Here is a 26,973-nt window from a genome sequence, read left to right as displayed (position 1 = left end):
AATGACCGGCTCACCCGTCGGCGGCGATACCGCTGCCCTGATCGCCACCCTGGACTGGAGCGCCAGCCCCCTGCCGGCGCCCGAACAGTGGCCGCAGAGCCTGCGCACCGCCGTGGACATCGTCATTCACTCGCCCATGCCGATGTTGCTGCTGTGGGGCCCGCAGTTGTGCCAACTGTACAACGACGGCTTTGGCCTGCTGGCCGGCAGCAAGCACCCGCAGGCGTTCGGCCAACCGGTGGACCTGACCTGGCCGGAACTCAAGAGCTTCACCGACCCCATCTACGCGGCCGTGCTGCGCGGCGAAGTGCGCACCTACGTGGAGCAAGGCTTCACCCTGCCGCGCGGCAGTTGGTCGGCGCAGGTCTGGCTGGACCTGACCTACAGCCCTATCCGTGACGAACAGCAAAACGTGGCCGGCATCCTGGTGACCGCCATCGAGACCAACGAACGGCGACGCGTGGCCGACGAGCTGCTGCGCCGTTCCGAAGCCAGCCTCAAGGCCCAGCACGACACCGAGGAGCGCCTGCAATTGACCCTGGCCGCCACCAATGCGGTGGGCACCTGGGACTGGGACATTCGCGAAGACCGCTTCATGGCCGATGCACATTTTGCCCGGCTGCACAGCGTCGACCCACAGCAGGCTGGCAGCCTGCCGATCACCGAGTACCTGCAGGGCGTGCACCCCGAGGATCGCGGCCTGGTGGCGCGCACCATCAAGGACTGCATCACCCACAGCGGCGAATACGCCAACGAGTTCCGCCTGCTGCCGGCCGACGGCGTGGTGCGCTGGGTGTTCGCGCGCGGGCGCTGCTACAAGGACGACCACGGCCGCCCGGCGCGCTTCATTGGCGCCTCCATCGACATCACCGAGCGCCGTGCCGCGGAAAACGCCGTGCGCCAGCTTAACGAAACCCTGGAGGAGCGGGTGGCCGAGCGCACCCAGGCACTGGCCGAGGCCAACGCCTTGCTGCAGCAGGAAATGCACGAGCGCGCACGCGCCGAAGATGCCCTGCGCCACGCGCAAAAGATGGAAGCGGTGGGCCAGTTGACTGGCGGCATCGCCCACGACTTCAACAACATGCTCACCGGCATCATCGGCAGCCTGGACCTGATGCAGCGTTACATCGCCGCCGGGCGCGCCGACGAAATCGGCCGTTTCACCGACGCGGCGGTCACTTCGGCGCACCGCGCGGCCGCCCTTACCCACCGCCTGCTGGCCTTCTCGCGGCGCCAGTCGCTGGACCGCAAGCGCCTGGACCCCAACGCCCTGGTGCACTCGCTGGAAGAACTGCTCAGCCGTACCAAGGGCGAGCACATCGAACTGCGCCTGAACCTGGCCGACGGCATCTGGCCGGTGAACACCGACGCCAACCAGTTGGAAAACGCCCTGTTGAACCTGGTGATCAACGCCCGGGATGCCATGCCCGAGGGCGGTCGCCTGTTGATCGAAACTGCCAATTGCCACCTCGATGGCCGTGAACAGGACACCCCGCTTGAGCCGATCAAACCCGGTGAATATGTGAGGATCGAGGTCAGTGACAATGGCGCCGGTATGAGCGCGGCGATCCTGGCCAAGGCCTTCGACCCCTTCTTTACCACCAAGCCGATCGGCCAGGGCACAGGCCTGGGCCTGTCAATGATTTATGGCTTCGCCCAGCAGTCCGGTGGGCACATCACCTTGCACAGCGAGCCGGGCAACGGCACCTGCGTGCGCCTGTACCTACCGCGCCACAGCGAACAGGTGCAAGAAAAGCCCAAACTGTTGGCGCCCCAGGACGCGCCCTTGGCGGTGAAGGGGGAAAGCGTGTTGGTGGTGGAGGACGACCCGGCGGTGCGCATGCTGGTGCTCAATGTGCTGGACGAACTGGGCTATCGCGCCCACCCGGCGGCCGATGCGAAAGTCGCCATTCCGCTGCTCGAATCGAGCCTGCGCATCGACCTGCTGGTGACCGACGTCGGCCTGCCGGGCATGAATGGCCGGCAACTGGCCGAGATCGCCCGCCAGCACCGGCCGGGCTTGCGCGTGTTGTTCATGACCGGGTATGCCGAGAAAGCCGCCGAACGCCACGCCTTTCTGGCCGAGGGCATGGCCATGGTCACCAAACCGTTTTCCATCGAAGTCTTGGCCACGCACATTCGCCAGATGATCAATCAACCGAGCAGTGACGACGGAACTTCGGCATAATCGCGCGCTTTTTAGCGCAGCAAGACAAGGCACCCGCGTCATGAAAGCTCAGGCTCGCCACATTCTGGTAAAAACGGCCGAAGAGGCCGAACAACTCAAGCAGCGCATCGCCAAGGGCGAAGCCTTCGATGTGCTGGCCAAAAAGTATTCCACGTGCCCATCGGGCAAGCGCGGCGGCGACCTGGGCGAAGTGCGCCCCGGGCAGATGGTGGGCGCCATCGACCAGGTCATCTTCAAGAAGCCCCTGCGCACCGTGCACGGTCCGATCAAGAGCAAATTCGGCTACCACCTGGTGCAGGTGTTCTACCGCGACTGATCCCTGGGGATCAACGCGCCGGGGTACTGGATCACCCGTGCGGCCAGGCGATGGCCCGCCTCGGCCGCCGCCGCGGGCGCTGCACCTTGCAGGCGGGCGGCCAAGTAACCGGCACTGAACGAATCGCCGGCTGCCGTAGTGTCGACGACCTTGGCCACCGGAGTGGCCCGCACCTCAAACAGCGCCTCGTGGCAATGGATCAGGCAACTGTCGGCGCCACGCTTGATCACCACTTCAGGGATCGACAAGCGCGCGCAGGCCTTGAACACCGCCTGGGCATCGGCATGGCCGAACAGCGCCTGCTCATCGTCCAGGGTCAGCAGGGCCATGTCCACCAACGGCAACACATGGCGGTAGGCCGCCCGGGCCTGCTCCACGCTGGCCCAGAGCCGTGGCCGGTAGTTGTTGTCAAACACCACCAGGGTGTCGCTCAAGCGTGCCGCCTCCAACACCTCCAGCAGGCGATCGCGACCCTGCTCGCCGAGCACCGCCAGGGTGATGCCGCTGAAATACAGCACGTCGTAGCCCGGCAACGCCGCCAGCATGGGTGCGGCCTGGGCATTGGTGAAGCAGTCGCGCACCGCCGCCTCGTTACGCCAGTACAAAAACCGCCGCTCGCCGTTGGCGTCGGTCTGGATGCAATAGAGCCCGGGCAGCCGCCCCGGCAGGCGCTGCACATGCTCAAGGCCGATATTTTCAGCGGCCCATTGCTTGCACATGGCGTCGCTGAAGCTGTCATCGCCCAGGGCGGTGACGTAGTCCACGCTCGCCTCCTTGCCCAATTGCCGCGCCAGGTACACCGCGGTATTCAGGGTGTCGCCACCAAAGCTTTGTTGCAGGCTGCCGTCGGCGCGTTGCTGCACCTCGATCATGCACTCGCCGATCAGGGCGATACGCCGGGGCATGGGCCCCAAGGCGGCCAGGCTGTTGAATTCGCTCATGGCAGCCGCCTTGTCAGAAGTCAGTGGTCAGGGATTCGATCACGGTGCAGTCCTCGTCCACCAGGCAGGCAACCCGCCACTTGTCGAATGTGAGGCAGGGGTGCGAAGTGCCAAAGGCGATGATATCGCCGATGCGCAGGTCGATGCCGGGCGCAACGCTCATGAACGCATGCTGGTCCATCACCGCCGTGACCTGGCAGCCCTGCATGGGCTCGCTGACGGCCGGCAGCACGCCAGGCTTGAAGCAGCGCAGCGGCACCGGCAACCCGGCATCGAAAGCCACGTCGCGCTTGCCCAGGGCGATCACCGCGAAGCCTGGCTCGGGCATCGACTGCACGTGGGCCCACACTTCCAGGGCCGGGCGCAGGCCTTCGTGCAAGTCACCGCGCCGTTCCAGCACACCGCACTGGGCCTCCTTGTAGATGCCGTGGTCGTGGGCCACGTAGCTGCCGGGGCGCAAAACGGCCAGGAAGCGCCCGCGCGCCTCATGGGCGTCGAAGGCCTCGGCGATCAGGTCGTACCAGGCCGAACCCGAGGCGGTGACGATGGGCCGCTCCAGGGCAAAGGCGCCTTGAGCCTGCAACTGCACCGCAAGGTTCACCAGGGAGGCGGCGAAGGCGCGGATGCCACTGATGGCGTGATCGCCGTGGATCACCCCCTCGTAGCCTTCGATGCCGGTCAGCGCCAGGGCCGGCTGTGCGCCGATGGCAGCGACCAGCGCGTGCACCTCGGCCTCGCTGCGGCAACCGCAGCGGCCGCCCACCACGCCGTATTCGATCATCACGTTCAGGCGCAGCCCGCGCGCGCCGAAGAACTCGCCCAAGGCTTGCACCTGGTCCGGGTGGTCGACCAGGCAGTGGAAGTCGAACAGGCTGTCTTGCAACAGCTCGGCGATCAGCGCCATGTTCGGCGCCCCCACCAGTTGGTTGGCCATCAGCACCCGGCGCACACCACCGGCATAGGCGGCGCGGGTTTGCACGGCGGTGGCCAGGGTCATGCCCCAGGCACCGGCCTGCAGTTGGCGCTGGAACAGGCCGGGGGTCATGCTGGTCTTGCCGTGGGGCGCAAGCTCTGCGCCGCTGTCGCTGACAAACTTTTGCATCCAGCGGATGTTGTGCTCGATGGCCTTGGCATTCAGCACCAGGGCCGGCAGGCTGACGTCACGCAGCAGGTTGTCGCCGGGGCGCGCGGCGCCTTTTTCCACGGCCATTGCTTGGCTGTCCAGCATGGTGCGAATCCTCTTGTCGTAGGGCCCAGGCGTCAGTCGTTGAGGCGCCGGGCCAGGCCATTGGCGCTGTCGATCAGCACCTGGCGGTAATGGTCATAGTTTTTCTTGGCATCCTGGCGCGGGGCGACGATGCACAAGGTGGCAATGCACGTGCCGCGCGGGTCTTTCACCGGGGCGGCAAAGCAATGGGTAAAGGTGTCGGCGACGCTGTCGAACGAGAAGAACCCATCGATGCCGGCCTGGCGGATTTCCTTGAGGAAGCGCTCCAGGGGCAAACGGTAGCCGTCGGGCAGGATGAAGTCGTCGTGATCGATCAGGTCGACGATTTCCTGGTCGCTCAGGTGCGCCAGCAGCAAGCGCCCCGAAGCCGTCCAGGGGATGGGCGCGTTTTCGCCGATGTCCGAGGAAATGCGAAAATGCCGCTCGCCCTCCTTCATCAGCGCCACGGTGTATTTGCGCCCGTTGAGCAGGCACATCTGCGCGGTCTCGTGGGTTTTGCTGACGATCTCTTGCAGGCAGGCGTCGGCCTCGCGGGTCAGGTCGAAATGGCGCAGGTGCGCCTGGCCCAGGAAGTACAACTGGCGGCCCAGGTACACATGCCCTTCCTTGCCCACCGCCTCCAGGATACGCCGCTCCAGCAACGAGGCCACCAGTTCGTAGACCGTGGACTTGGGGCTGCCGATGCCCGAGGCGATTTCGTTGGGGCGCAGGGGCTGGCCCTTGTCCTTGAGAAAGTCGAGGATATCGAAGGCGCGGTCCAGCCCCTTGGCGCGCCGCTTGATCGTGTCGTCCAGCATTGTAAAAACTCCCTGAGCGTACCCATTTCCAGGATTCTACCGCCCTGGCACATCGTGGTGGCCTCTTCGCGGATGAATCCGCTCCTACAGGGGACATCCGTGGGGCGGATGTGTGCGCAAACCGATCAACGCGGCTTATAGGCGATGCAGTCGATCTCGACCTTGCAGTCCACCATCATGCTGGCCTGCACGCAGGCCCGTGCCGGGGCATGTTCGGGGCTGAAGTATTCGCCGAACACCTTGTTGAAACTGTGGAAGTCGCGCGGGTCTTCCAGCCACACGCCGACGCGCACCACGTCTTTGAGGGCGTAACCGGCCTCGTCCAGGATGGCCAGCACATTGCGCATCGTCTGGTGGGTTTGCTCGACGATGCCGCCCACAATGATTTCACCGTCAACTGCCGGCACCTGGCCAGACACGTGCAGCCAGCCATCGGCCGCTACTGCGCGGGCGAAGGGGCGCGGCGTACCGCCTCCTGCGGTGCTGCCGGTGCCGTAACGAGTAATGCTCATGGGTGTTTCTCCTGATTGAAAAGATTAAAAACGGGTGTTCTTGAGAAATTCGGTCAGCCGTGGCGATTGCGGGTTCTCGAACAATTGTTTGGGAGGCCCCTGCTCTTCGATGCGGCCTTGGTTCATGAACACGATCTTGTCCGACACCTCGAAGGCAAAACGCATTTCGTGGGTCACCAGCAACATGGTCATGCCCTCTTCTGCCAAGCCTTTGATCACCGCCAGCACTTCGCCCACCAGTTCCGGGTCCAGGGCCGAGGTCACCTCATCGAACAGCATCAGGCTGGGGTTCATGGCAATGGCCCGGGCGATCGCCACGCGCTGTTGCTGCCCACCCGAAAGCTGGCCGGGGTAATGGTTGCGCCGCTCCAGCAGGCCAACCCGCTCCAGCCATTTTTCCGCCAGGGCGATGGCTTGGTCCTTGGGCAGCTTTTTCACCTTGAGCAACCCCAAGGTCACGTTCTGCAAGGCAGTCAGGTGCGGGAACAGGTTGAACTGCTGAAACGCCATGCCGGTCATGGCGCGGTGCTGGGCGATGACTTTTTCCGGATGGCGTACCCGCTTGCCAGCCACTTCGCTGTAGCCGATGTCTTCGCCGTCGAGCACGATCTGCCCGCCCTGGAACTCCTCCAGCAGGTTCACGCAGCGCAGCAGCGTGGTCTTGCCCGAGCCGCTGGAGCCGATCAGCGTGACCACGTTGCCGCGCTGCATGTCAAGGTCCACGCCCTTGAGCACCTCGACTGCGCCGTACTGCTTGTGCAGGTTGCGGATGCTCAGCAACGCGTTGGTATCTTGGGATTGTGTCATGGCAAGGCCACCCGCTTTTCAATGTGCCGGCCGAGTAATTCGATGGCGTAGTTGATGACGAAGAAGAGGAAACCGACGAACAGGTAGAACTGCAACGTCATGAAGGTGCGGGCGATCACTTGCTGGGTGCTGAGCAGCAGTTCGGCCACGCCGATCACCGACAGCAGGGTCGAGGCCTTGACGATCTCGGTGCTTGAATTGACCCACGTCGGCAAGATCTGCCGCAACGCCTGGGGCAGCAGCACGTAGCCCAGGCTCTGGAAAAACGTCAGGCCAATGGCCTTGCCCGCTTCCATCTGCCCCAGGGGGATGGCCTGCAACGCGCCGCGCACGATCTCGGCCACGTGCGAGCCACAAAACAATGTCAGGCCGATGGCCCCGGCCTGGAAGGCACTGACCTGAAGGCCCAGGGCCGGCAACATGTAAAAGCACGCCAGCACCAACACGAACACTGGCGTGCCGCGGATCAGGTCGACGTAAATGCGAAATGGAACCCGCATCCACAAGCGCCCGTAGGTCAGGGCAAGCCCGGTGACCACCCCCAGCACAGTGCCGCAGATGATCGACAGCAGCGAGACGGCAACGCTGGCCAAAAAGCCGTCCCACAAGGTTTGGCGAGCGATCCATAGCTCTTGCAGCCAGGTATGAGCTTCGTACATGAACCCCTCCTATCGACGGATGATCGCCAGGCGCTGTTCCAGATAACGCAGCACCATGGCAATGAGGTAACAGGCCACCACATACAACGCCGTGGTCACCAGCCAGGTTTCGATCACCCGGTAGCTTTCGACGTTGATCTTGCGGGCGTAATAGGTCAGCTCCGGCACCGCGATCGCGGCCGCCAGGGAGGTGTCCTTGAATAGCGAGATGAAATTGTTCGACAGCGCCGGCAACACGTTGCGCAGCATCACCGGAACGATCACGTAGGCGCGCACCTGCCACTCGCTCAGGCCAATCGCCAGGCCCGCCTCGCGCTGGCCCTTGTGAATGCTCTGCAGCCCTGCGCGGAACACTTCGGTCAAATAGGCCCCGGCGTACAGCGACAGGGTGACAATGAACGAGGCGATCTTGTCCAGGCGGATGCCCAGGCTTGGCAGGGCAAAATAGATCAACAGGATCAGCACCAGGATCGGCGTGTTGCGCACCACGGTCACGTAGATCGAGGCGATCACCCGCAACGCACGGGTCTTGGACAGCAGGCAAAAGGCACTGACCAGGCCGATCACGCAGCCGATGGCAATGGAAATAAGCGCCAACTCCAGGCCCAGGCCCAGGCCTGCGAGCAGGCTGTCGAAGTCACGCCACACTGCGGCAAAATTCAACTGGTAATTCATGGTGTGCAGGTCCTCGGGCAGCGCGGTGCAGTCACCGCCCTGCCCTCAGCAGGTCATTTGAATTCGACAGGGAAACCGATAGCCGGGGTGGGCAGGTCCACGCCAAACCATTGCTTGAACGACGCCGCGTAGGTGGGGAACTCGACCCCGGTCATGGCTTCATGCAGCGCGGTGTTGACGAAGTTCAGCCAATCCTGATCGCCACGCTTGACTGCGCAGGCGTAGGTTTGCGGGCTCCAGGCATAGGCCGGGCTGCGGTAGCGGCCAGGGTTCTGCACCATCAGGTACTTGACCGAGGATTGGTCGGTGGCGGCAGTGTCGGCACGCCCGGAGTTCACGGCCTGATACATCAGGTCGACGCTGTCGTACTGGTCGACCTTGGCCTTGGGCAACGCCTGGTGCACCAGTTCTTCGGCGTAGACGTTCTGCAGCACGGCCACGGTGACCGAGTCGCCTGCGGCCTTGAGGTCTTCGATCTCCTTGTACTTGCTATTGGCGGGCAGCAACAGGCCCACGCCTTCGCGGTAGTACGGCAGGGTAAAGGCCACCTGTTGGGCGCGGCTGGCGGTCACGGTAATGAACTGGCAGCTGATGTCGACCTTATCGGTCAGCAGGTTCGGGATACGTGCGTCGGAGGACTGCACCACGAACTCCACCTTGCTCGGGTCGTTGAACAGGCCTTTGGCGATCAACTTGCCAATGTCGATATCAAAACCCTGCAACTTGCCGTCGGCCCCTTGAAAGTGCCACGGCGCGTTGGTGCTGCCAGTGCCGACGATCAGGTGGCCACGCTGCAGCACGCTGTCCAACTTGCTGTCAGCCGCTTGCACCGCCAGTGCTGCCGATGAGGCCAGGAGAAAAACACACGCTTTGAACAAGGATGGTCCGCGATGCATGACACGCACTCCGAAGTTGGTTATTCCGCTATACCGGAACAAGGTATGTAACAACGGAATAGACAGCAGAAAGTGTGCCATCCGCGCAAGGCCTTGGCCAGTCCCCCTGGAAAAACCTTTGAAATCAGCCAGCTGACACGCCTTGCAATCTTAAGGCGTGGACGCCCCGCCGGGAGTCGCTACCATTGGCTACAGGGTGTGCGAGTAGGAAGGCCCCAATGCGGAGCGCCCCTGCTTCAAATCCGCGCACCTTTGTTATCGCCAGGAGGCGTCATGAGATCCACCGTTGCCCTGCTTGCCAGCCTGGCGCTCGTTGCGCCAGCCTTTGCCGCCCTCAAAGACGTGGCGCCCTACCCCGACGCCGAGGCGGGTTACGTGCGCTACGTCATCCACTTGCCCGAGCAGCCCGACGAATCCGCCTTCAAAGTGGAGGTTTTGCCAGGCAAAACGCTTTCGACCGACTGCAACAATCAACGCTTCACCGGCACGCTTGCAGAAAAAACCCTGCAGGGCTGGGGTTATTCGTTCTATCGCCTGGAGGGCGTGCAAGGGCCGCTGGCCACGCTGATGGCGTGCCCGAACGGCAAGCAATCCCTAAGCTTTGTGCAAGTCAAGGGCGAAGGCTTCCTACTGCGCTATAACAGTAAGCTGCCGATCGTGGTGTACGTGCCACAGGGAATCGAGGTGCGTTATCGCGTCTGGTCGGCGGGGCCGCAGATGAAAGATGCCAGCAAGGAGTAGGTAAAACGAAAGAACCCGCATGTGAGCGGGTTCTCGGGGGGGTAGGTATCAGAGGCTGTCGTTTACGCGGCGGGCCTGTTTCACGTGGCTGTGCGCAAGGTCTGCCCGAAGGCCGGCAATCAGGTTGGAAATCGCCCGGCTGCTGGTCAGCTGTTCGGCGTTGATGCCGGTGACGGTCATGTCGAGCCTTTCGGACGTTCGATCATAGACCCGCACTGTTAGCGAACGGTCTTGGGCCAAGGTGCATTGGCAGCGTTGCGGCAGAAAACTGCTTTCAATGATGTTGCGCAGTTCAAGGGTGGACAACATGTCTACTTCTCCATTTTTTATTGATCGATCCTTGCCATTCCACAGGCATGTCCATCATAGGTGGCTTTTTGCTGCTGTGGCAGACCACCGGTCTAATGCGCCAGCTTGCCGGTCTTATAGCCAAACAGTGCATTTATCAGGCCCACCTCCGTTGCCCAGGCAGGTCTTTAAAAATCAAACAGTTACTCAAAAAGTGGCCGATTGCCCTCATGCAATTTGCACGCAGCACGGGTATTGAGCCTGCAATTTGCACACCCGCCCGGTACCCCATCAGCCCCGTGAAACTTTGCCAAGGCCTGCGCAGTCACCTGCACACAGACTTCGCAGGTACATCGCTATGGCTCGGGCAATCTGGAAAGGCGCGATCAGTTTTGGCTTGGTGCACATCCCCGTGGCCTTGGTGTCCGCCACCTCCTCGGGCGGCGTCGACTTCGACTGGCTGGACAAGCGCAGCATGGACCCGGTTGGCTACAAACGTGTGAACAAGGCCACGGGCAAGGAAGTCACCAAGGAAAATATCGTCAAGGGCGTGCAGTTCGAAAAAGGCCGCTACGTGGTGCTCAGCGAAGAGGAAATTCGCGCCGCGCACCCCGTCTCGACCCAAACCATCGAGATTTTTTCATTCGTGGACCGCGAGCAGATCCCCTTGGCCAATATCGACACCCCCTACTACCTGGCGCCTGACCGGCGTGGTGAAAAGGTCTACGCACTGTTGCGTGAAACCTTGGTCAAGACGCAAAAGGTTGCCTTGGCGCTCGTGGTTCTGCACACCCGTCAGTACCTCTCGGCGCTGATGCCGCTTGAGGACGCACTGGTGCTGGTCAAGCTGCGCTGGCCCGAGGAAGTGCGCGGCCTGGATACGCTGGAGTTGACCAAAGAAGCCAAAAGCCCCGAGCTGAGCAAGAAGGAACTGGACATGGCCAAGCGGCTGGTCGAAGACATGAGTGGTGACTGGACCCCTGCGGACTACAGCGACCAGTTCGAGAAAAAGATCATGGCCCTGGTCGACCGCAAGGCCCACGAAGGCAAGATCGAAGATGTAGAGACCGACGCCGGCCAGGAAAAACGGGCCACGGCCGATGTGATCGACCTGACAGAACTGCTCAAACGCAGCCTGGGCGGCAAGCCTGCGGCCAAGAAAACCCAACCTGCGGCCAAGCCTGCGCGTAAATCGCGCAAGGCCTCTTGAATGACCGGCGGTCGTTACAACTGGCATTTTTGACAGTATCCATTTTAATACAAAGTGATTATTTAGCTCAAAACCACCCATTCCGATGTCTGGGGCCGCCTGAATGTGTCGTGGTGAATAGCCCCGAGGTCCTTTAATCGTTAAAGGGATATCGGCTATGACGTTCACCCGAAAAACCCAAGTAGGGGCCATTGTGCTGCTGGCCGCGCTGAGCAAAACCGGTTATGCGGCCTGCGTGCTGGTACCCACGGCCGGCGATGACAACTTTGTGTGCGACAGCGGCACGGCAACCTCGCTGACCGACCTGAGCGGCAACAATACCCTCACCCTGCCCGCAGGCAGCACCGCCACCATCACTGGAGCGGTGTCATTCGGCGCAGGGGTCGACCGGGTGGAAATCAATGCCGGCACCATCGGCGGGGCCGTCGAACAAGGCGCTGGCATCGACACCTTCGTGATGAACGGCGGGCAGATCCAGTCGCTTGCCCAAGGCGATGGCCGCGACATATTCATCATGACCGGCGGCACGATCGTCGGCGCCTTCGAAGACGGCGACGTGGCCACGATGACCGGTGGCACCATCGGCCGGGTCGACATGAAACTCGATAACAACATTTTCGACATGTCGGGCGGGCGCATCAACGGCAACCTGGTGACGGGCCTTGGCCGGGACACCATCATCATCTCCGGTGGCAGCATCGGCGGTAATGTCAGCACCAGCGCCGGTGTCGATACGCTGACCCTGACCGGTGGGGAGATCGGCGGCCAAGTGCTGCTCAGCACGGGTAACGACGTGCTGACCTGGAACGGCGGCGGCGTGATAAAGGGCCTGGTGTCGATGGGCAATGACGATGACGTTGTCAACCTGATCAACTTGACCGATGGCATCCTGGCGCAGACGCCGCTGATCAACGGCAATACCGGCAACGACACGTTGATTTTCAACAACACCCAGGCCAGCACCGGCGCACGCTACACCACCTTCGAGAACGTGCAACTGACCAACGGCTCGGTGTTCACGCTCAACGACACCTTCACCCTGGGCGACACCGGCACGGGCACCGGCGCCCTGAGCCTGGATGCCAGCAGCACCTTGGCGTCTTCCAGCGGTGTGATCAGCCCCTTCAACAGCGGGCAGAACGTGAACGTGACCAACGCCGGGCTCATCGACCTGGCCAGCAGTGGCGCCACGGCCACCGATACGTTGACGGTGGTGGGCAACTACACCGGCAATGCCGGGCGTTTGAACCTGCAAAGCGTGTTGGCCGGTGACGGCGCCGCCTCGGACCGGCTGATTGTGTCCCAGGGCACGCTGTCCGGCACCACGACCCTGGCGGTGACCAACCTGGGTGGGTTGGGTGCCCTGACCACGCAGAACGGTATCGAGGTGGTTGAGGCCAATCAAGGCGCTACCAGTAGTAACAGCGCCTTCAGCCTGGGCAGCAACCTCTCGGCGGGGGCCTATCAGTACTACCTGTTCAAGGGCGGCGTGACGGCGGGCAGTGAAAACAGCTGGTACCTGCGCTCAAGCGTGGTGGCCGTGCCCGTGGAGCAGCCTACTACACCGACGACGCCAACCTCCCCCGCCACACCGGTAGCCCCGGCCGCCAGCGCACCGGTCGCCGCGCCAGGCACCCCGGCCCTGCCCGTGGCGGCGCCCGGCCAGTCAATTGCCCTGTACCGCCTGGAGGTCCCGGTGTACGCCGCGGCGCCCGCGGTTGCCGCCCTGCTGGGGCAAACCGTGCTGGGCACCTTTCACCAACGCGACAGCGAACGCCCCGCCGGTAACGGTGCCGTGCCCGGCGGCTGGGCCCGCACCTTTGGCAGCAACGTGCGCCAAGCCTGGTCGGGCGCGGTGTCACCCAGTTTCGATGGCAGCGTCAGCGGCTATCAGGTGGGGCACGACCTGTATGCCAGCGATCTGGGCGAAGGCTACCGGCAGCGCAGCGGGGTGTTCGCCAGCCATGCCCGCGCCAGCGGTGATGTCAAAGGCTTCGCCTTGGGTTTTGAAGGCACCGACTCGGGCAACATCAGCCTGAACGGCGACAGCCTGGGCGCCTATTGGACTCTGTTCACCCCCACCGATGCCTACGTCGACGCGGTCGCCATGTACACCCGCTACGACGGCCACAGCCGTTCCAACCGCGGCTGGCAAGTGGACCTGGACGGCCACGGCACCACGCTGTCGCTGGAAGCCGGCTACCCCATCGCCGTGTCCGAGCGCTGGGTGATCGAACCCCAGGCGCAAATCGTCATGCAGAAAATCACCCTGGACAGCGACAACGATCCGGTCTCACGGGTGGGGTTCGACTCCCAGCCCTGGTGGCGTGGCCGTGTGGGTGCGCGCCTCAAAGGCAACTATCAATTGGCAGGGTTGCCGCTGGAGCCCTACCTGCGCGCCAACGTGTGGCAAACCTTCAGCGGCCGCGACACCTTGACCTTCGACGGCACCGACGCGCTGAAAACCGACCACCGCGCCAGTACCGCCGACCTGGGCGCCGGCGTGGCGCTGCAGGTCAGCCGGGATGTCAGCGTGTATTCGAGCGTGGACTACAGCAACAACCTGGACAGCCGCCAAGAGCAGGCGCTGCAGGGCACCTTGGGGCTCAGGATCATGTGGTGAAGGAAAGCGGCCACATACGTTGAGCCTAGCGCCGCGCTGCCAGCAACCCCGCCCCCGCACATCCCAGCAGCACCGCGCTGGCGCGATTAAACAAACGCTGCTGGCGTGGCTGGCTGAACCAGCGCTGCAAATGGCTGCCCAGCCAGGCATAGATGGCAATGGCCAGCCACTCCAGCAACAGGAACATCGCCCCCAGCCAGGCGAACTGCTGGGCCACCGAGGTGCTGCTGTCGACGTTGACGAACTGCGGCAAAAAGGCTGTGAAGATGAGGATCGCCTTGGGGTTGCCGGCCGCCACCCAGAACTCCTGGCTAGCCAGTCTGAACAGCCCGCGGCGGCTGGCGGCCTGTGCAGCCGCCCCGCCCACCGGCGCGCGCCACAGTTGCACCGCCAGGTAAAACAGGTACGCGGCGCCGATGAGCTTGATCGCCATGAACAAGTGCTCGGAGGCATGCAGCACCACCGCCAAGCCCATCGCCGCCAAGGCGATCATCCCGGCGAATGCCAGCAACCGACCGGCCCCAGCCAGGCACGACTGGCCGAAGCCATAGCGGCTGGCGTTGTTCAACGACAGCAGGTTGTTGGGCCCTGGGGCCATGTTCAGGGCGAAGCAGGCAGGTATAAACAGCAGCAAGGTAGTCAGGTTCACATCGGCGTCCCTTTGGATGTCAGGCAAATATCATGCGTATTTGCCTGGCATTTGCAAGGTCAGCGTGGCGTCGAACGGATCGAGGACGGGCCACCCGACAAAGGCAGGCGCTTGCCGGTGTCCACCAGTTTGCCGTGCTTGATGTCATAGAACGCCAACTGTCGCTCCACGTTGAACTGGGCGATCAGGTGCTGGCTGTCCTGGGTGAACACCAGGCCCTGGGACGCTGCGCCCGCAGGCGCCTCGGACACCTTGCGGGCCACGCCCTTGTCGATCTGGAACAACACCACTTTGCCACGGGCGTGGTAACCGGGGTTGTCCGGGGTCATGTTCGAGCCGTCGATGCCTTGCACCGCGATCCATTGGCCATTGGGCGAGATCGCCACGCTTTCCGGCACCGATGGCACCGTGATGTGCTGCACGGTCTTGAACGGCGCCTTCGACACATCGATCAGCGAAACCGTGTCGGCGTCCGCCAGGATCCGCCCCTTGTAACCCGGCAGCCCCGCCAGGCCGACGTTGCTCACCACCGCCCAATGGCCATCGCTGGACACATCGATGGTGTAGGGCGCCACGCCCGCGCTCAGGCGGTCGCCACTGTCGACGATCTGCTCACCCTGCACATTCAAGACCGCCACGCCCTGCTCGTCACGCAACGACACCAGCACATGCTGGCCATCGTGGGTGAAGCTGGCGCCCGACAAACGCTTGCTGCTCAAATTGATCGAGCCGGCCAGCTTCACCGTGCGGCCCTCGATGTTCAGCACCCGCACGCTGCCATCGACACACGCCACCACGCCCAGCTTGCCGTTTGGGGAAAAAGCCACCGCCTGGGGATGGCTGCCCAATTCGATCTTGCTGACGGCGGCATCGGCACCGCTTAGGTCCACTACCTGCAAAAAGGTGTCCATCAGCAATTGCTTGTTGGCCTGGTCATAACGCGTGGGTGCGCTCACCAGCGCCAGTTTGCCATCCGGTGAAATGGCCACCGCCTGAGGCGGGCCCTGCACGGCGTTTTCCACCTCTACCGAACGCACTACCTTGGGCGGGAACACGCTGGCATCCAGCACGGTGAGGGTGTCGGCGGGCGGGTTGGCCAGGTAGGTATCACGGCCCTGCACGCGCTGGTACTTGCCATCGTTGCCCGAAACAATCCAGTCGGCAGCGTGGGCAAGGGGCGCGGCGGCGAGCCAGAAAGCGGCCACTGAAACCGGTATCATTTTTAAATTGAACGGCAGATTTCTTGTTTTCAAGGCATAACTCCAGGGCAGGAAAGGTACGGCTCAAGCGTTGTGCAGCAGGCGCAAGTATAGGGGTAGTCAGGTGTGGATGGATGAAATCCCCCGGCAGGCTGTTACATAATCGTCATGAGAAGCGATAGCCCTTAGCGGTCGCTCAACCAACGCCACCCTGCTCTGCAACATGCTCGCCGCCTTCCCGGCCGGCAAAACCGAGCTGTCAGCCCCGGCAAACGCCGCCACTGGGCCGAAACCCACCCTCGCCACGCCGCAAACCGACGCTCAATAGCGCCGTACCCCATGCATCACCCCCCACACCTATGCGACAATAGCGGCAAATTCCGGTTTGACCCCCCGCGTTTATCCCTCAGCAGCTCGGCCTTGTCGTGCAGAGATTGCTGTGGAGTCATGCGCGCTGGATTGTTTAATGGCTCCAGCTCAAACCCGCGCACTCCAAGTTATTGATAGGTAAGCCTCTTGATCTCCACAGCTAACATCACCATGCAGTTCGGCGCCAAGCCACTGTTCGAGAACGTCTCGGTCAAATTTAACGGTGGCAACCGTTATGGCCTGATCGGCGCCAACGGTTGCGGCAAGTCGACCTTCATGAAAATCCTCGGCGGCGACCTCGACCCCTCCGGCGGCCAAGTGATGCTGGAGCCAAACGTGCGCCTGGGTAAATTGCGCCAGGATCAGTTCGCCTACGAAGAGTTCACCGTGATCGACACCGTGATCATGGGCCATGAAGAGCTGTGGAAGGTCAAGGCCGAGCGCGATCGCATCTACTCGCTGCCGGAAATGACCGAAGAAGACGGCATGGCCGTGGCGGAGCTGGAAACCGAGTTCGCCGAGATGGATGGCTACACCGCTGAATCTCGCGCTGGCGAGTTGCTGCTGGGCCTGGGCATCCCCCTGGAACAGCATTTTGGCCCGATGACCGAAGTGTCGCCAGGCTGGAAACTGCGCGTATTGCTGGCCCAGGCGCTGTTCTCCGACCCTGAAGTGCTGTTGCTCGACGAACCGACCAACCACTTGGACATCAACACCATCCGCTGGCTGGAAAACATCCTGACCCAGCGCTCCAGCCTGATGATCATCATCTCCCACGACCGTCACTTCCTGAACAGCGTGTGCACCCACATGGCTGACCTGGACTACGGCGAGCTGCGCCTGTTCCCGGGCAACTACGACGAGTACATGACCGTGGCGACCCAGTCGCGCGAGCAATTGCTGTCGGACAACGCCAAGAAGAAAGCGCAGATTTCGGAACTGCAATCGTTCGTCAGCCGCTTCTCGGCCAACGCCTCGAAAGCCAAGCAGGCCACTTCCCGCGCCAAGGCGATCGACAAGATCCAGCTGGCCGAGGTCAAGCCTTCGAGCCGCGTGAGCCCGTTCATTCGCTTCGAACAAAACAAGAAGCTCCATCGCCAGGCGGTCATCGTCGAGCGCATGGCCAAGGGCTTCGACGGCAAGCCGCTGTTCAAGGACTTCAGCTTCCAGGTTGAAGCGGGCGAGCGCGTAGCGATCATCGGCCCGAACGGCATCGGCAAGACCACCCTGCTGCGCACCCTGGTCAACGAACTGACCCCGGACGCCGGCAGCATCAAGTGGACCGACGCCGCGGAGCTTGGCTACTACGCCCAGGATCACGCCCACGACTTCGAAGACGACGTCACGCTGTTCGACTGGATGGGCCAGTGGACTCAGGGCGAGCAGATGATTCGCGGCACCTTGGGCCGGATGCTGTTCTCCAACGACGAGATCCTCAAGTCGGTCAAGGTGATCTCCGGTGGTGAGCAAGGCCGCATGCTGTTCGGCAAGCTGATCCTGCAAAAGCCGAACGTGCTGATCATGGACGAACCGACCAACCACTTGGACATGGAGTCCATCGAGTCGCTGAACCTGGCGCTGGAAAACTACCCGGGCACGCTGATCTTCGTCAGCCACGACCGTGAGTTCGTGTCGTCGCTGGCCACCCGCATCATCGAGTTGAGCCCAAGCGGCGTGACCGACTTCAGCGGTACGTACGATGACTACCTGCGTAGCCAGGGCGTGACGTTCTAAGCGCGGCACCGTAGCGTTTGCTTCGCGGATAAAATCCGCTCCTACTGGCGCCGTCAGTAGGAGCGGATTGATCCGCGAAAAGCGCACCTCCGTATCACCGGCCCTTATAAACCGATAGCCTGCTTTCCTTTATCCCCTTCCCCAGCCATCATGGTGCCCTCTAACCGCCTGCCAGCGAACGAGCCCCATGACCGTGCACGAAAAGCCCGACACCCGCAGCAACTTCGCTATCACCCTGCAGATTCTCTCGATCGTTTTCTACACCTTCATCGCCTTCATCTGCATCGGCCTGCCGATCGCGGTACTGCCTGGCTACGTGCATGACCAACTGGGCTTCAGCGCCATCGTTGCCGGCCTGACCATTGGTTCGCAGTACCTGGCCACCCTGCTCACCCGCCCAACGGCCGGGCGCATCGCCGACACCCTGGGCACCAAGCCTGCGATTGTCGCCGGGCTTGCCGGCATTGCCGCCAGCGGCGTGCTGACCTGGATCTCGACCTTGCTGCAAAGCGAGGCGGCGACCAGCCTGACGATATTGATCGTGGCACGCGTGCTGCTCGGCATCGCCCAAGGCCTGATAGGGGTGGGTACCAATAGCTGGGGCATTGGTGCGGTGGGCGTGGAGCAAACCGCTCGGGTCATTTCCTGGAACGGCATCGCCTCGTATGGCGCGATCGCCATCGGCGCGCCGCTGGGGGTGGTGATGGTCGGGCACTGGGGCATTGATACGCTGGGCGTCGCATTGACGGTGCTGGCGGTGATTGCCCTGCTGGTGATTCGCAAGAAACCATCGATGCCGGTAATCCGCGGGGAACGGCTGCCGTTCTGGGCCGCGTTTGGCCGGGTGGCGCCCTACGGCGTGAACTTGACCCTGGCGTCGATCGGCTACGGCACGCTGACCACGTTCATTACCCTGTACTACGTGGACCGCGGCTGGCAGGGCGCGGCGTATTGCCTGACGGCGTTCGGCGCCTGCTTCATTGTCTCGCGGCTGCTGTTCATCAACGCCATCAACCGCCTGGGCGGCGCCTTCGTCGCCATTGCCTGCATGAGCATCGAAACCCTGGGGCTGGTCATGTTGTGGCTGGCGCCCACTACCCTGATCGCCATGCTCGGCGCCTGCCTGGCAGGCTTCGGCCTGTCACTGGTGTACCCCGCCCTGGGCGTGCTGGCGATCCGGCAGGTGCCCACCTCCAGTCGCGGCGCCGGCTTGAGCGCCTACTCGGTATTTTTTGACCTGGCCCTGGCGATTTCAGGGCCGATGATGGGTGCGGTGGCCCTGCACCTGGGCTACCAGTGGATCTTTTTGTGCGCCGCGCTTCTATCGGTGGTGGGCCTGTCGCTGACCGTGTTGCTGTCGCGCAGGCCGCGCCACGACGCTTATTGATTGGCAGCCTGCAGGCCGGGACGGGCTGCCTGGCCCAATGTGTCGGAGAAGAAGTGCCCGGCCTCCAGCACCAAGTGGTGGTGGATGCTGACACGGTTGACACCGTCGGCATCCTTGCACAGGCCGGGCATCGCCACCATCTGCTCGTCGGTGCACGGCGCCATGAACACGAAGTGCCCGGCCCCGGCCAACAGCTTGTAGTCCATCACCTTGGGCAACTTGCGCGCCAGGGCTTCGGCGTTTTTGTCCAAGGCCAGCAGTTTGTCACTGTCACCGCTGTAAATCAGCGTGGGCACTTGCACTTGGGACAAGGTCTGGCGGTTGAACATCAGGCCCAGCGGCGCCATCAACAAGATCGCATGCACGCGCGGGTCAGCCTCGGGCAGCAGGTCGTCACGGTCCACCAGCAGTTCACCTTGAGTCTTGCAGGCATCGGCATCGTCCGGGCGCTCCGTGCAGTATTTGCGCAGGCGCTGAAGGTCCGGTTGCGCGCCCGCCAGGATCAGCGCGGTTTCACCCCCTGCCGAGTAACCAATCACGCCCACTTGGTCGGCGTTGACGAACGGTGACAGCATGGGGTCGCCGAGTGCGGCGGTGATCGCCTCGGAAATCTGCAAAGGCCGGCCGTACAGGTTGCTCAGGGCACCCAGGCGGCTGTGGTCTTTGTAGTTGTCGCCCGGGTGGATGACCGCCACCACCACGAAGCCCATGCGGGTGAGCGAAGTGATCAAGTCATGCAGGGCCAAGGGTGTGCCGGCGTTGCCATGGGACAGCATCAGCATGGGAAAACGACCGATGGCAATCTTGGCGTCTTCGGTGGCTTCTACCTGATAGCCATCGAGCTTGCTAATGTGCTCGCGGTCATTGGAGGGGTAGAACGCCATGGCTTGCATGGGCTGCAGGTCGAGGGGGTCGAGAAAGCTCAGGCGATGAAACCCGACACTCCAATGGGGTTGTGGAGCGGCTTCGATCTGCACCGAAAACAGGCCTAAACCTAGACAAATCACGAAGTACGCACAAAGACGCATCATCAGGATGCCCACCTTCTACCATTGGCCGGAATAACCTTTCCCCCTGATCACCGGTATCAGTCTACGCCGCATGGGAACGACGTACATGAAGAAAGATCGTTAGCTATGCCTAAGCATAAGCCGGGCCAACCACCGACACTGGTAAAAAGTGCGTAAAAAAAAGCCGCCCGCTGCTTGTTGGGCAAGCGGCGGGCGGCAGGGTTCCAGCGGCGTGATGGTTAATCAGGCAGCCGCGAACAGCTTGGCTTCGATTTGCTTGTGCGCATCAGCCAGCGCTTTGCTGCGCACTTCGTCACCGTAGGCCAGGCCTTGGGCGCGGACGATTTCAATGTCGGTGACGCCGATGAAGCCCAGCAGTACTTTCAGGTACTCTTCGTGGGCGATGCCGGTCGGCAGGCCGGCGTGGATGCCACCCGAGGTGGACACGATCACCACTTTCTTGCCACCGCACAGGCCTTCTGGGCCGGCTTCGGTGTAGCGGAAGGTTTGGCCCGCCACGCAGATGCGGTCAACCCAAGCCTTCAGTTGCGTCGGGATGGAGAAGTTGTACATCGGCGCGCCGATGACCACGACGTCGGCAGCCAGGAACTCGCTCAAGGTGTCGGCCGACAGCTTGGCTTCCACGTCGCCAGCGGCCAGGGTGGCGGCGGAGAAGTGAGTCAGGGCTTCAGCGGCCAGGTCGCGGTAAGTTACTTGGGCGCCGTCGAAAGACTCGACCACACTGCGGCTCAGCGCGCGGGAAGCAGAGTTGTCGCCAAGAATGCTCGAATCGATGTGCAACAGTTTCATGAGTCTCTCCTGATGAGGGTGACCGAACGGACCGGTCTGGATGGCGATCATCCTACAGGCACTCTCAATAGATGATTAGTCTGCGCATTTGCGTTAGATTGTCCCACACATAGAACAGTCGGGCCGCACGATGCAAGACCTCAACGATCTCTACTATTTTGCCAAGGTGGTCGAAGCCGGTGGCTTCGCCGCTGCCGGGCGCTTGCTGGGCATCCCCAAGTCACGGCTGTCGCGGCGCATCGCCGAACTGGAAGAGCGCCTGGGTGCGCGCTTGCTGCAACGCACCACGCGCCAGCTCAAACTCACCAGCGTGGGCGAACGCTACCTGCGTCATTGCCAGGCCATGTTGCTGGAGGCAGAGATGGCCGACGAGGTGGTGGCCAGCCTGTCCAGTGAACCGCGCGGGCGGCTGCGGGTGTCGTGCCCGGTGGGGCTGGCACACGAGTTCTTGCCGGCGGTGATCAGCAGCTTTCTAAAAGCCTACCCCCATGTGCAACTGGACATGGTGCTGCTTAACCGCCGCGTCGACCTGATCACCGAAGGCATCGATGTGGCCATGCGCGTGCGCGAGCCGTGGGACGAAGATCCGGGCCTGGTCACCAAGCGCTTGCGTGAGGCGCGAACTATTCTGGTGGCCAGCCCGGGCTTCGTGCAGGCCCGTCACATCGCCACCCCGGACGACCTGCTGGCGTTGCCGGTACTGGGGGCGCTGGAGGCCGATCGCATGGTGCACGTGCGCATGCTGGACGCGGCCGGCCACAAGCGCGACCTGGTGCTGGAGGCGCGCCTGGGCATAGAAGACTTTATCGTGCGCAAGGCCGCGGCCATCGCGGGGCTGGGCTTTACCATCCTGCCGATGATGCACTGCGAGGCGGAACTGGCCAGTGGTGAACTGGTGCAACTGTTGCCCGATTGGTCGCTGCCCGGCGGCTCGTTGCAGGCCGTTTACCCCCACAGGCGGGGCGTGCTGCCAGCCGTGCGGGCGTGGATCGACCACTTGGTCGAATCATTCAATCAATGCGGCGAGCGTTTTATCTGAGAACTGGGGGTGGCTGATGACCGAACACGATGTGGTGCAGTTTTGCCTGAGCCTGCCCGGCGCGCGGGAAGACTACAAATGGGGCGGCGTGCGGGTGTTCTCCATTGCCGACACCAAGATGTTTGCCTTGATCGGCCTTGCCGGCGACGGCGTGTCGTTCAAGGTTGACCAAGCGCTGTTTCTGGGCCACGTCGACCGCCCCGGCGTGCGCCCGGCCCCTTACCTGGCCCGCGCCCACTGGGTCAGCGTGGCGGCGCCGTATGCCTTGGGCGACGCCGAGTTGCGGGGCTTGTTGAAACGCTCGCACCAACTGGTGGTGCAGCGCTTGGCCAAGAAGCGGCAGGTAGGGCTGTTGCTGGATTGAGGGTGCGGCTCAGGCCAGATGCCGCCCGCCAAAAATCACCACCTCCACCCAACCCAACTCATGCACCAGCACAATCCCCCACAACGCCACCAGGTAGGACACCTTGCGCGTCTTGTGCCGAAACGCCTGCTGCGCCAGCAACGCACCCGGCCAACCACCGAGCAACTCGGTGGCGTGCAGCAGTTTTTCCGGGGTGCGCTGGCCGCTTTCGCGGGCGCGGCGCTTGTCGTGCCAGTAAAGGCCGAAGGTCAGCAGGCTCATCACCCCATACGCCAATAACGCCAGCGGCGAGCCACCCCGGGCCCACACCAGGCAAGCGCCCCCCACCGGCAACAGGCACAACAGCACGAACAAAACCAACTTGAGCCTGGGGTGCTTGACCGCCGCCCGTGCGGCGTCAGGCCGTGGCACTGGACCAGTCCACCCAGCCAAACCACCAGGTTGCCAGGATCAGCATGCCGAACACGATGCGGTACCAGGCAAAGGCTTCGTAGCTGTGCTTGGCGATGAACTTCAACAACCCCTTGACCGCGATCATCGCGAACACGAACGCGGTGATGAAGCCGATGGCGAACACCGGTACGTCGCCTGCCTGGAACAGGTGCCGGTACTTGAACCCCGAATACAGCGCCGCACCGACCATGGTCGGCATGGCCAGGAAGAACGAGAACTCGGTGGCCGCCTGGCGCGACAGGCCGAACACCAACCCGCCGATGATCGTGGAGCCTGAGCGCGAGGTGCCCGGGATCATCGCCAGGCACTGGCACAGGCCGACCTTGAGGGCGTCTGACCAGTGCATCTGGTCGACCTGCTCGACGCGCACCACATGCTCGCGCTCCTCGGCCCAGAGCATGATGATACCGCCCGCCACCAGGGCAACGGCCACGGTGATGGGGTTGAACAGGTACTCATGGATCTTGTCGGCAAAAATCACCCCCAGCACGATCGCCGGCAGCACACCCACCATCAGGTTGACGGTGAAGCGCTGCGCCTTGGGCTGGGTAGGCAAACCGGTGATGGTGTCGAGGATTTTGCGCCGAAACTCCCAGACCACCGCCAAAATCGCGCCCAACTGGATGATGATGTTGAAGGCCATGGCCCGCTCACCGCCAAACCCGAGCAAATCGGCAACAATGATCTGGTGCCCGGTACTGGAGATGGGCAAAAACTCCGTGAGCCCCTCGACTATCCCTAAAATCAAAGCCTGTGCGGCGGTCCAAAGATCCATCATTCCCCCATGGGGCCGGCTCAAGGCGAGCCGACACCCGATATTTAAAAACCTGCGATGGCCCTGATGCCGCGAAGCGAGCCTGACACTGCCGGCCACCCTCGGGAACTGCACGCCTGCTGCAGGTAACAGGCTCCGAGGGTTGGCGGCGAAATGCTATCAGAACGGCGTGCTCCTGAATGCTAGTTCAGAACCACAAACCGCTCTATCTGGGGTCTTATCGTGTAAGAAAATACCTAAGATCCCGATTCAATAGCACCCCGAGGTTACAATCCGCACATTGGTCTGCGAAATCGCCTTATTGTTCCCCGCAAGCCCATGTTTAATCGAGGTAATCAGGTGAAGACAGTGGTGTTGGCCGGCCCCGAATCCAGTGGCAAGAGCTGGCTGGGCGGCGTGTTGCAGGCACGCTACGAGGGCCTACTGGTGCGCGAGTACGTGCGTGAATTCATCGAGCAGGCTGGCCGTGACACGGTCTACGCCGACATCGACGCCATTGCCCGTGGCCAGTTGGCCAACGAGGCTTGGGCCCGCCAGCAACAGCCCAGGCTGTTGATACTCGATACCCACCTGCTCAGCAACATGCTCTGGAGCCGCACCTTGTTCGGCGACTGCCCGGCGTGGCTGGAGCCGGCTCTGCTGGCGCAGCCTTATGACCTGCACCTGCTGCTGTCCCCCGATGGCGTGCCCTGGGTGCACGACAGCCAGCGCTGCCAGCCAAACCTCATGGACCGCCAGGCGTTTTTTGCCCAAAGCGAGCGCTGGCTGCGTGAAAACGACCAGCCCTACCAGGTGCTGCACGGTAGCTGGAGCGACAGGCAGGCTGCGGCGTTGAGCGCTGTCGAGCGGTTGCTGGCAAGGCCCTGAAGCCGTTAAACCGTCCATTTTCTTTACACCTCAAACACTGCCGAACCGCACTGCGCCGCCCTCCCCCGATTTTGGGGTAAAACTGTTAAGCCGCTGAAACAACCCGCCCCCACTTCGTCTATCCGGCCTGTTGCCCGCTTCTACCCCGAAAGTGGGCGGGCGCTGTATCGCGGGCGTTACAACGAAAACCCGCCAGCCCCCATCATTGAATCTATCTTATTGATAAATAATAATAAATAGAAACTGGCACAACCTCTGCTCTCTCCTTCGCAACGCTGAATAGGGCCAGCGCTTACAAGAACAAGGGAGGGCCACCGTGAGGACTTTTGACAAAGGCATTTTTAGCCTGTTGCTGCTCGCTACTGCCATCAGCAGCACCTATGGCCTGACTGCCCAGGCTGCCGGTGACGGCGTGGTGGTGATCCAGCGCGAAGTTCAACCCCGCGTGGCCACTCGCCCCACCATGGTCCCCGACCCCAACCCCACCACCGTCAACACCAACCCCTCGGCACTGGTGACCCGCGTCACCAGCCACGAACTGAGCGACGGTGACTTCGCCGGCATCAGCAGCGGCAACTCCATTACCCGCACCATCATGCCCGACGGCAACCTTCGCGGCCTGGGCGGTGCACAGCAGCAACTGCCGGGCATGAGCGCCGGCCACGGTGGCGGTTCGGGCAACAGCATATCCAACACCGTCAACCAGGCCGTGACCCAGGGGCTTTCGCCACTGCGCATGCTCAGTGGAGATCGTTGAGATGACCCGTACCCTGCTCGTAATCGCCCTGATCGGTTGCTCCAGCGCCTACGCCGCTGGCCCGCAAGCCGTCGACAACGCCTTGATCGACAGCACCGGCCAAGGCTACCAAGGCAGCCTGAACGTCAACCAGGCCGCCGGCGACCTGCACCAGCAAACCAACGTGCGAGCCATCGCCATCGGGACCCAGGCCAACGCCTCGACCCACGTGAATCAGAAACTGCGGACCGTCGTCGACCCTTCGTTGAACGCACGGTCGGCAATCGAAGGCAATGCCTTCAGCAACGGCAATGGTGCCTTGGGGATCAACCAATCCTCGGGCGCCGCCAACCAGCAAGCCAATGCAATGCGGCTGACCATCAGTGCTCAGCCGCTCAGTGTCGATGACAGCGCCCTGTCACAGCAAAACGTGGCGTTTGTCAGAGGCTCTGATTCAGCCGCTCCCACATCAGGCAGCCGCCAGGTCACCACCAGTGACCAGGCCTTCACCGGCAGCCGTGGGTTGATCCAACTGAATCAGAGCGCCGGGGTGGGTAACAGTATGGGCAACACCCTGAGCGTGCGGGTCGCTGATTGACCCGAAAAATAGCAACAACACTTAAACCAACAATAATGCACGGAGAAACACCATGAAACCTACAATGGCTCTCAGCCCCCTGGTTTTCGCACTCGCAGCGGTCATGGCTGTTGCAGCACAAGCGGGCGATGATCGCAACAACGACCACCATGGCGACCCACACCATGGCAACAACAATCAGCAAGAGCAACTGCAGCAGCAGATCCAACTGACTGCAGGCTCGGCTGCGACTGTCATTGATACGCAAACCAGCCGTGGCAACGGCGTGATCAATGAAGGCACTCGCAATTCGGCTTCCGTGACCGGCTCGGCCGGTAACTCCAATGGCAACCTGGGTGTCAACGTGGCCGGCGGCGACGCCAACCAACAAGACAACGCCGCCGCCATTGCCACTGCCGACGAAAGCTTCATTTTCGGCAGCGCCTATGCGGCCTCCAGCGCCACCCAGACCAACAGCAACAACACCGTGGCCAACTACTCCACCCGTACCACCACCACGTTGGATGGCTCGGCCAATGGCAGTTCCGGCAACATCGGCATCAACGTCACCTCTGGCGATTTCAACCAACAGAAAAACAACCTGGCCATCGCCGTGTCGGGCGGCCGCGTAGCCGGTGCCTCGGCCTCGGCCAACCAGACCTCCAGCGGCACCGTGGTCAACAACGTGGCTGACCGCACCTACAGCAAAGACACCTTGGTCTCGGCCTTCTACGCCACCGGCGCCTACAAAGGCACTGGCACCGGTACCGTGGGTGGGGATGACCACCACAGTGGTGGCGGTTGGGGTGGCAACAACAATGACAGCCGCAACAGCGGTGGTCATGACGATCACGACAAGTCGCAACCGCTCAAATTCAAAGAAAGCGGGACTTTCGAACTCGGTGGCGTCGCCTCTTATCAAGTGCTGACCCCTACCGGTTGGGCCAACCCTGTGACCAACAGTGCCACCCTGTCCAACTCGCTTAACAACGTGTCGGGCAACGTCGGTGCCAACGTGTCTGCAGGCGTGGGCAACCAACAAAGCAACTCCCTGTCCATTGCTGCTGGCTGCAAAGCCTGCATGTAATCACGACAGTTCAGGGGCCCCCGCTTAGGGGGCTTC

General features: G+C 62.5%; 28 protein-coding genes. 13 read left to right on the top strand and 15 right to left on the bottom strand.

Annotation, left to right across the window (positions count from 1 at the left end; translation table 11 throughout):
• Position 1: 1 nt before the first annotated feature.
• Both L9B60_RS22860 and L9B60_RS22855 read left to right on the top strand, forming a co-directional pair.
• Positions 2-2,188, top strand: coding sequence for an ATP-binding protein (locus L9B60_RS22860; protein ID WP_249673249.1), 2,187 nt, complete (start codon positions 2-4; stop codon positions 2,186-2,188).
• 40 nt (positions 2,189-2,228) lie between these two features.
• Positions 2,229-2,504, top strand: a complete 276-nt coding sequence (locus L9B60_RS22855) for a peptidylprolyl isomerase (protein WP_007932676.1) — start codon at positions 2,229-2,231, stop codon at positions 2,502-2,504.
• Here the strand turns inward: L9B60_RS22855 and kdgK are convergent.
• The 8 genes from kdgK to L9B60_RS22815 form a co-directional block, all read right to left on the bottom strand.
• Positions 2,492-3,445, bottom strand: a complete 954-nt coding sequence (gene kdgK, locus L9B60_RS22850; protein WP_283780526.1) for a 2-dehydro-3-deoxygluconokinase — start codon at positions 3,443-3,445, stop codon at positions 2,492-2,494. The genes L9B60_RS22855 and kdgK overlap by 13 nt on opposite strands.
• 13 nt (positions 3,446-3,458) lie before the next feature.
• Complete coding sequence (locus L9B60_RS22845) at positions 3,459-4,673, bottom strand: amino acid deaminase (protein ID WP_249673248.1); 1,215 nt, start codon at positions 4,671-4,673, stop codon at positions 3,459-3,461.
• A 32-nt stretch (positions 4,674-4,705) separates the two neighbouring features.
• On the bottom strand, positions 4,706-5,470 hold the full coding sequence (locus L9B60_RS22840) for an IclR family transcriptional regulator (RefSeq protein ID WP_249673247.1): 765 nt from the start codon (positions 5,468-5,470) through the stop codon (positions 4,706-4,708).
• Positions 5,471-5,595: 125 nt separating this feature from the next.
• Positions 5,596-5,982, bottom strand: coding sequence for a RidA family protein (locus L9B60_RS22835; RefSeq protein WP_249673246.1), 387 nt, complete (start codon positions 5,980-5,982; stop codon positions 5,596-5,598).
• Positions 5,983-6,006: 24 nt separating this feature from the next.
• Positions 6,007-6,789, bottom strand: coding sequence for an amino acid ABC transporter ATP-binding protein (locus L9B60_RS22830; protein ID WP_249673245.1), 783 nt, complete (start codon positions 6,787-6,789; stop codon positions 6,007-6,009).
• Complete coding sequence (locus L9B60_RS22825; protein ID WP_249673244.1) at positions 6,786-7,448, bottom strand: amino acid ABC transporter permease; 663 nt, start codon at positions 7,446-7,448, stop codon at positions 6,786-6,788. Before L9B60_RS22825 ends, L9B60_RS22830 begins: the two co-directional genes overlap by 4 nt.
• A gap of 9 nt (positions 7,449-7,457) precedes the next feature.
• Entirely contained in the window at positions 7,458-8,123 is a 666-nt protein-coding gene (locus L9B60_RS22820; RefSeq protein WP_249673243.1) for an amino acid ABC transporter permease, read from the bottom strand.
• A 53-nt stretch (positions 8,124-8,176) separates the two neighbouring features.
• Positions 8,177-9,019 (bottom strand): transporter substrate-binding protein, encoded by an 843-nt coding sequence (locus tag L9B60_RS22815; RefSeq protein ID WP_249673242.1) that lies wholly within the window; start codon positions 9,017-9,019, stop codon positions 8,177-8,179.
• Between the two features lie 273 nt (positions 9,020-9,292).
• Here L9B60_RS22815 and eco point away from each other — a divergent pair, with 273 nt between their 5' ends.
• Positions 9,293-9,760, top strand: coding sequence for a serine protease inhibitor ecotin (eco, locus tag L9B60_RS22810; protein ID WP_249673241.1), 468 nt, complete (start codon positions 9,293-9,295; stop codon positions 9,758-9,760).
• 48 nt (positions 9,761-9,808) lie between these two features.
• On the opposite strand, the gene L9B60_RS22805 is transcribed toward eco, so the two are convergent.
• The gene (locus tag L9B60_RS22805; RefSeq protein WP_249673240.1) at positions 9,809-10,069 is read right to left on the bottom strand and encodes a DUF1652 domain-containing protein; all 261 of its coding nucleotides are present in this window, start codon (positions 10,067-10,069) and stop codon (positions 9,809-9,811) included.
• A 337-nt stretch (positions 10,070-10,406) separates the two neighbouring features.
• Between L9B60_RS22805 and ku the strand changes: the two genes are divergently transcribed.
• A complete protein-coding gene (gene ku, locus L9B60_RS22800; RefSeq protein ID WP_249673239.1) occupies positions 10,407-11,258 on the top strand; it encodes a non-homologous end joining protein Ku in 852 nt (283 codons plus the stop codon).
• Positions 11,259-11,415: 157 nt separating this feature from the next.
• The gene (locus tag L9B60_RS22795; RefSeq protein ID WP_249673238.1) at positions 11,416-13,881 is read left to right on the top strand and encodes an autotransporter family protein; all 2,466 of its coding nucleotides are present in this window, start codon (positions 11,416-11,418) and stop codon (positions 13,879-13,881) included.
• Between the two features lie 25 nt (positions 13,882-13,906).
• Here L9B60_RS22795 and L9B60_RS22790 read toward each other — a convergent pair whose 3' ends face one another.
• Positions 13,907-14,530 (bottom strand): LysE family translocator, encoded by a 624-nt coding sequence (locus tag L9B60_RS22790; RefSeq protein ID WP_249673237.1) that lies wholly within the window; start codon positions 14,528-14,530, stop codon positions 13,907-13,909.
• 59 nt (positions 14,531-14,589) lie between these two features.
• The gene (locus tag L9B60_RS22785) at positions 14,590-15,735 is read right to left on the bottom strand and encodes a WD40 repeat domain-containing protein (protein ID WP_249673236.1); all 1,146 of its coding nucleotides are present in this window, start codon (positions 15,733-15,735) and stop codon (positions 14,590-14,592) included.
• 510 nt (positions 15,736-16,245) lie between these two features.
• Between L9B60_RS22785 and L9B60_RS22780 the strand changes: the two genes are divergently transcribed.
• Both L9B60_RS22780 and L9B60_RS22775 read left to right on the top strand, forming a co-directional pair.
• Positions 16,246-17,832 carry an ABC-F family ATPase gene (locus tag L9B60_RS22780; RefSeq protein WP_249673235.1) on the top strand — a complete coding sequence of 529 codons (1,587 nt, stop codon included), beginning with the start codon at positions 16,246-16,248 and terminating at the stop codon, positions 17,830-17,832.
• Between the two features lie 187 nt (positions 17,833-18,019).
• Positions 18,020-19,219 carry an MFS transporter gene (locus tag L9B60_RS22775; protein ID WP_249673234.1) on the top strand — a complete coding sequence of 400 codons (1,200 nt, stop codon included), beginning with the start codon at positions 18,020-18,022 and terminating at the stop codon, positions 19,217-19,219.
• Here the strand turns inward: L9B60_RS22775 and L9B60_RS22770 are convergent.
• Complete coding sequence (locus L9B60_RS22770; RefSeq protein WP_249673233.1) at positions 19,213-20,250, bottom strand: alpha/beta hydrolase family protein; 1,038 nt, start codon at positions 20,248-20,250, stop codon at positions 19,213-19,215. The genes L9B60_RS22775 and L9B60_RS22770 overlap by 7 nt on opposite strands.
• A 222-nt stretch (positions 20,251-20,472) precedes the next feature.
• A complete protein-coding gene (locus tag L9B60_RS22765; RefSeq protein ID WP_249673232.1) occupies positions 20,473-21,039 on the bottom strand; it encodes an NAD(P)H-dependent oxidoreductase in 567 nt (188 codons plus the stop codon).
• A gap of 130 nt (positions 21,040-21,169) precedes the next feature.
• On the opposite strand from L9B60_RS22765, the gene L9B60_RS22760 reads away from it, so the two are divergent.
• Together L9B60_RS22760 and L9B60_RS22755 are read left to right on the top strand one after the other, a co-directional pair.
• Entirely contained in the window at positions 21,170-22,078 is a 909-nt protein-coding gene (locus tag L9B60_RS22760) for a LysR substrate-binding domain-containing protein (protein ID WP_249673231.1), read from the top strand.
• 16 nt (positions 22,079-22,094) lie between these two features.
• The gene (locus L9B60_RS22755; protein WP_249673230.1) at positions 22,095-22,442 is read left to right on the top strand and encodes an MmcQ/YjbR family DNA-binding protein; all 348 of its coding nucleotides are present in this window, start codon (positions 22,095-22,097) and stop codon (positions 22,440-22,442) included.
• A gap of 9 nt (positions 22,443-22,451) precedes the next feature.
• On the opposite strand, the gene L9B60_RS22750 is transcribed toward L9B60_RS22755, so the two are convergent.
• Together L9B60_RS22750 and L9B60_RS22745 are read right to left on the bottom strand one after the other, a co-directional pair.
• On the bottom strand, positions 22,452-22,853 hold the full coding sequence (locus L9B60_RS22750; RefSeq protein WP_249673229.1) for a DUF1294 domain-containing protein: 402 nt from the start codon (positions 22,851-22,853) through the stop codon (positions 22,452-22,454).
• On the bottom strand, positions 22,840-23,670 hold the full coding sequence (locus L9B60_RS22745) for an undecaprenyl-diphosphate phosphatase (protein ID WP_249673228.1): 831 nt from the start codon (positions 23,668-23,670) through the stop codon (positions 22,840-22,842). Before L9B60_RS22745 ends, L9B60_RS22750 begins: the two co-directional genes overlap by 14 nt.
• Positions 23,671-24,009: 339 nt before the next feature.
• Between L9B60_RS22745 and L9B60_RS22740 the strand changes: the two genes are divergently transcribed.
• The 4 genes from L9B60_RS22740 to fapC all read left to right on the top strand — a co-directional run bounded on the left by L9B60_RS22740 (position 24,010) and on the right by fapC (position 26,937).
• The gene (locus tag L9B60_RS22740) at positions 24,010-24,537 is read left to right on the top strand and encodes an AAA family ATPase (protein ID WP_249673227.1); all 528 of its coding nucleotides are present in this window, start codon (positions 24,010-24,012) and stop codon (positions 24,535-24,537) included.
• Between the two features lie 316 nt (positions 24,538-24,853).
• A complete protein-coding gene (fapA, locus tag L9B60_RS22735) occupies positions 24,854-25,294 on the top strand; it encodes a functional amyloid chaperone FapA (protein ID WP_249673226.1) in 441 nt (146 codons plus the stop codon).
• A gap of 1 nt (position 25,295) precedes the next feature.
• Positions 25,296-25,871 (top strand): fibril amyloid subunit FapB, encoded by a 576-nt coding sequence (gene fapB / locus L9B60_RS22730; protein WP_249673225.1) that lies wholly within the window; start codon positions 25,296-25,298, stop codon positions 25,869-25,871.
• 52 nt (positions 25,872-25,923) lie between these two features.
• Positions 25,924-26,937: an amyloid-like fimbrin subunit FapC gene (fapC, locus tag L9B60_RS22725; RefSeq protein WP_249673224.1), complete on the top strand. Its 1,014-nt coding sequence runs from the start codon at positions 25,924-25,926 to the stop codon at positions 26,935-26,937.
• Positions 26,938-26,973 lie beyond the last annotated feature (36 nt).

Origin of the sequence: Pseudomonas abieticivorans (assembly GCF_023509015.1) — a bacterium.
In the GTDB taxonomy this organism is placed as follows: Bacteria; Pseudomonadota; Gammaproteobacteria; order Pseudomonadales; family Pseudomonadaceae; genus Aquipseudomonas; species Aquipseudomonas abieticivorans.
The sequence above is the reverse complement of the archived record's forward strand: the minus strand, read 5'-3'. Positions and strand labels throughout refer to the sequence as shown.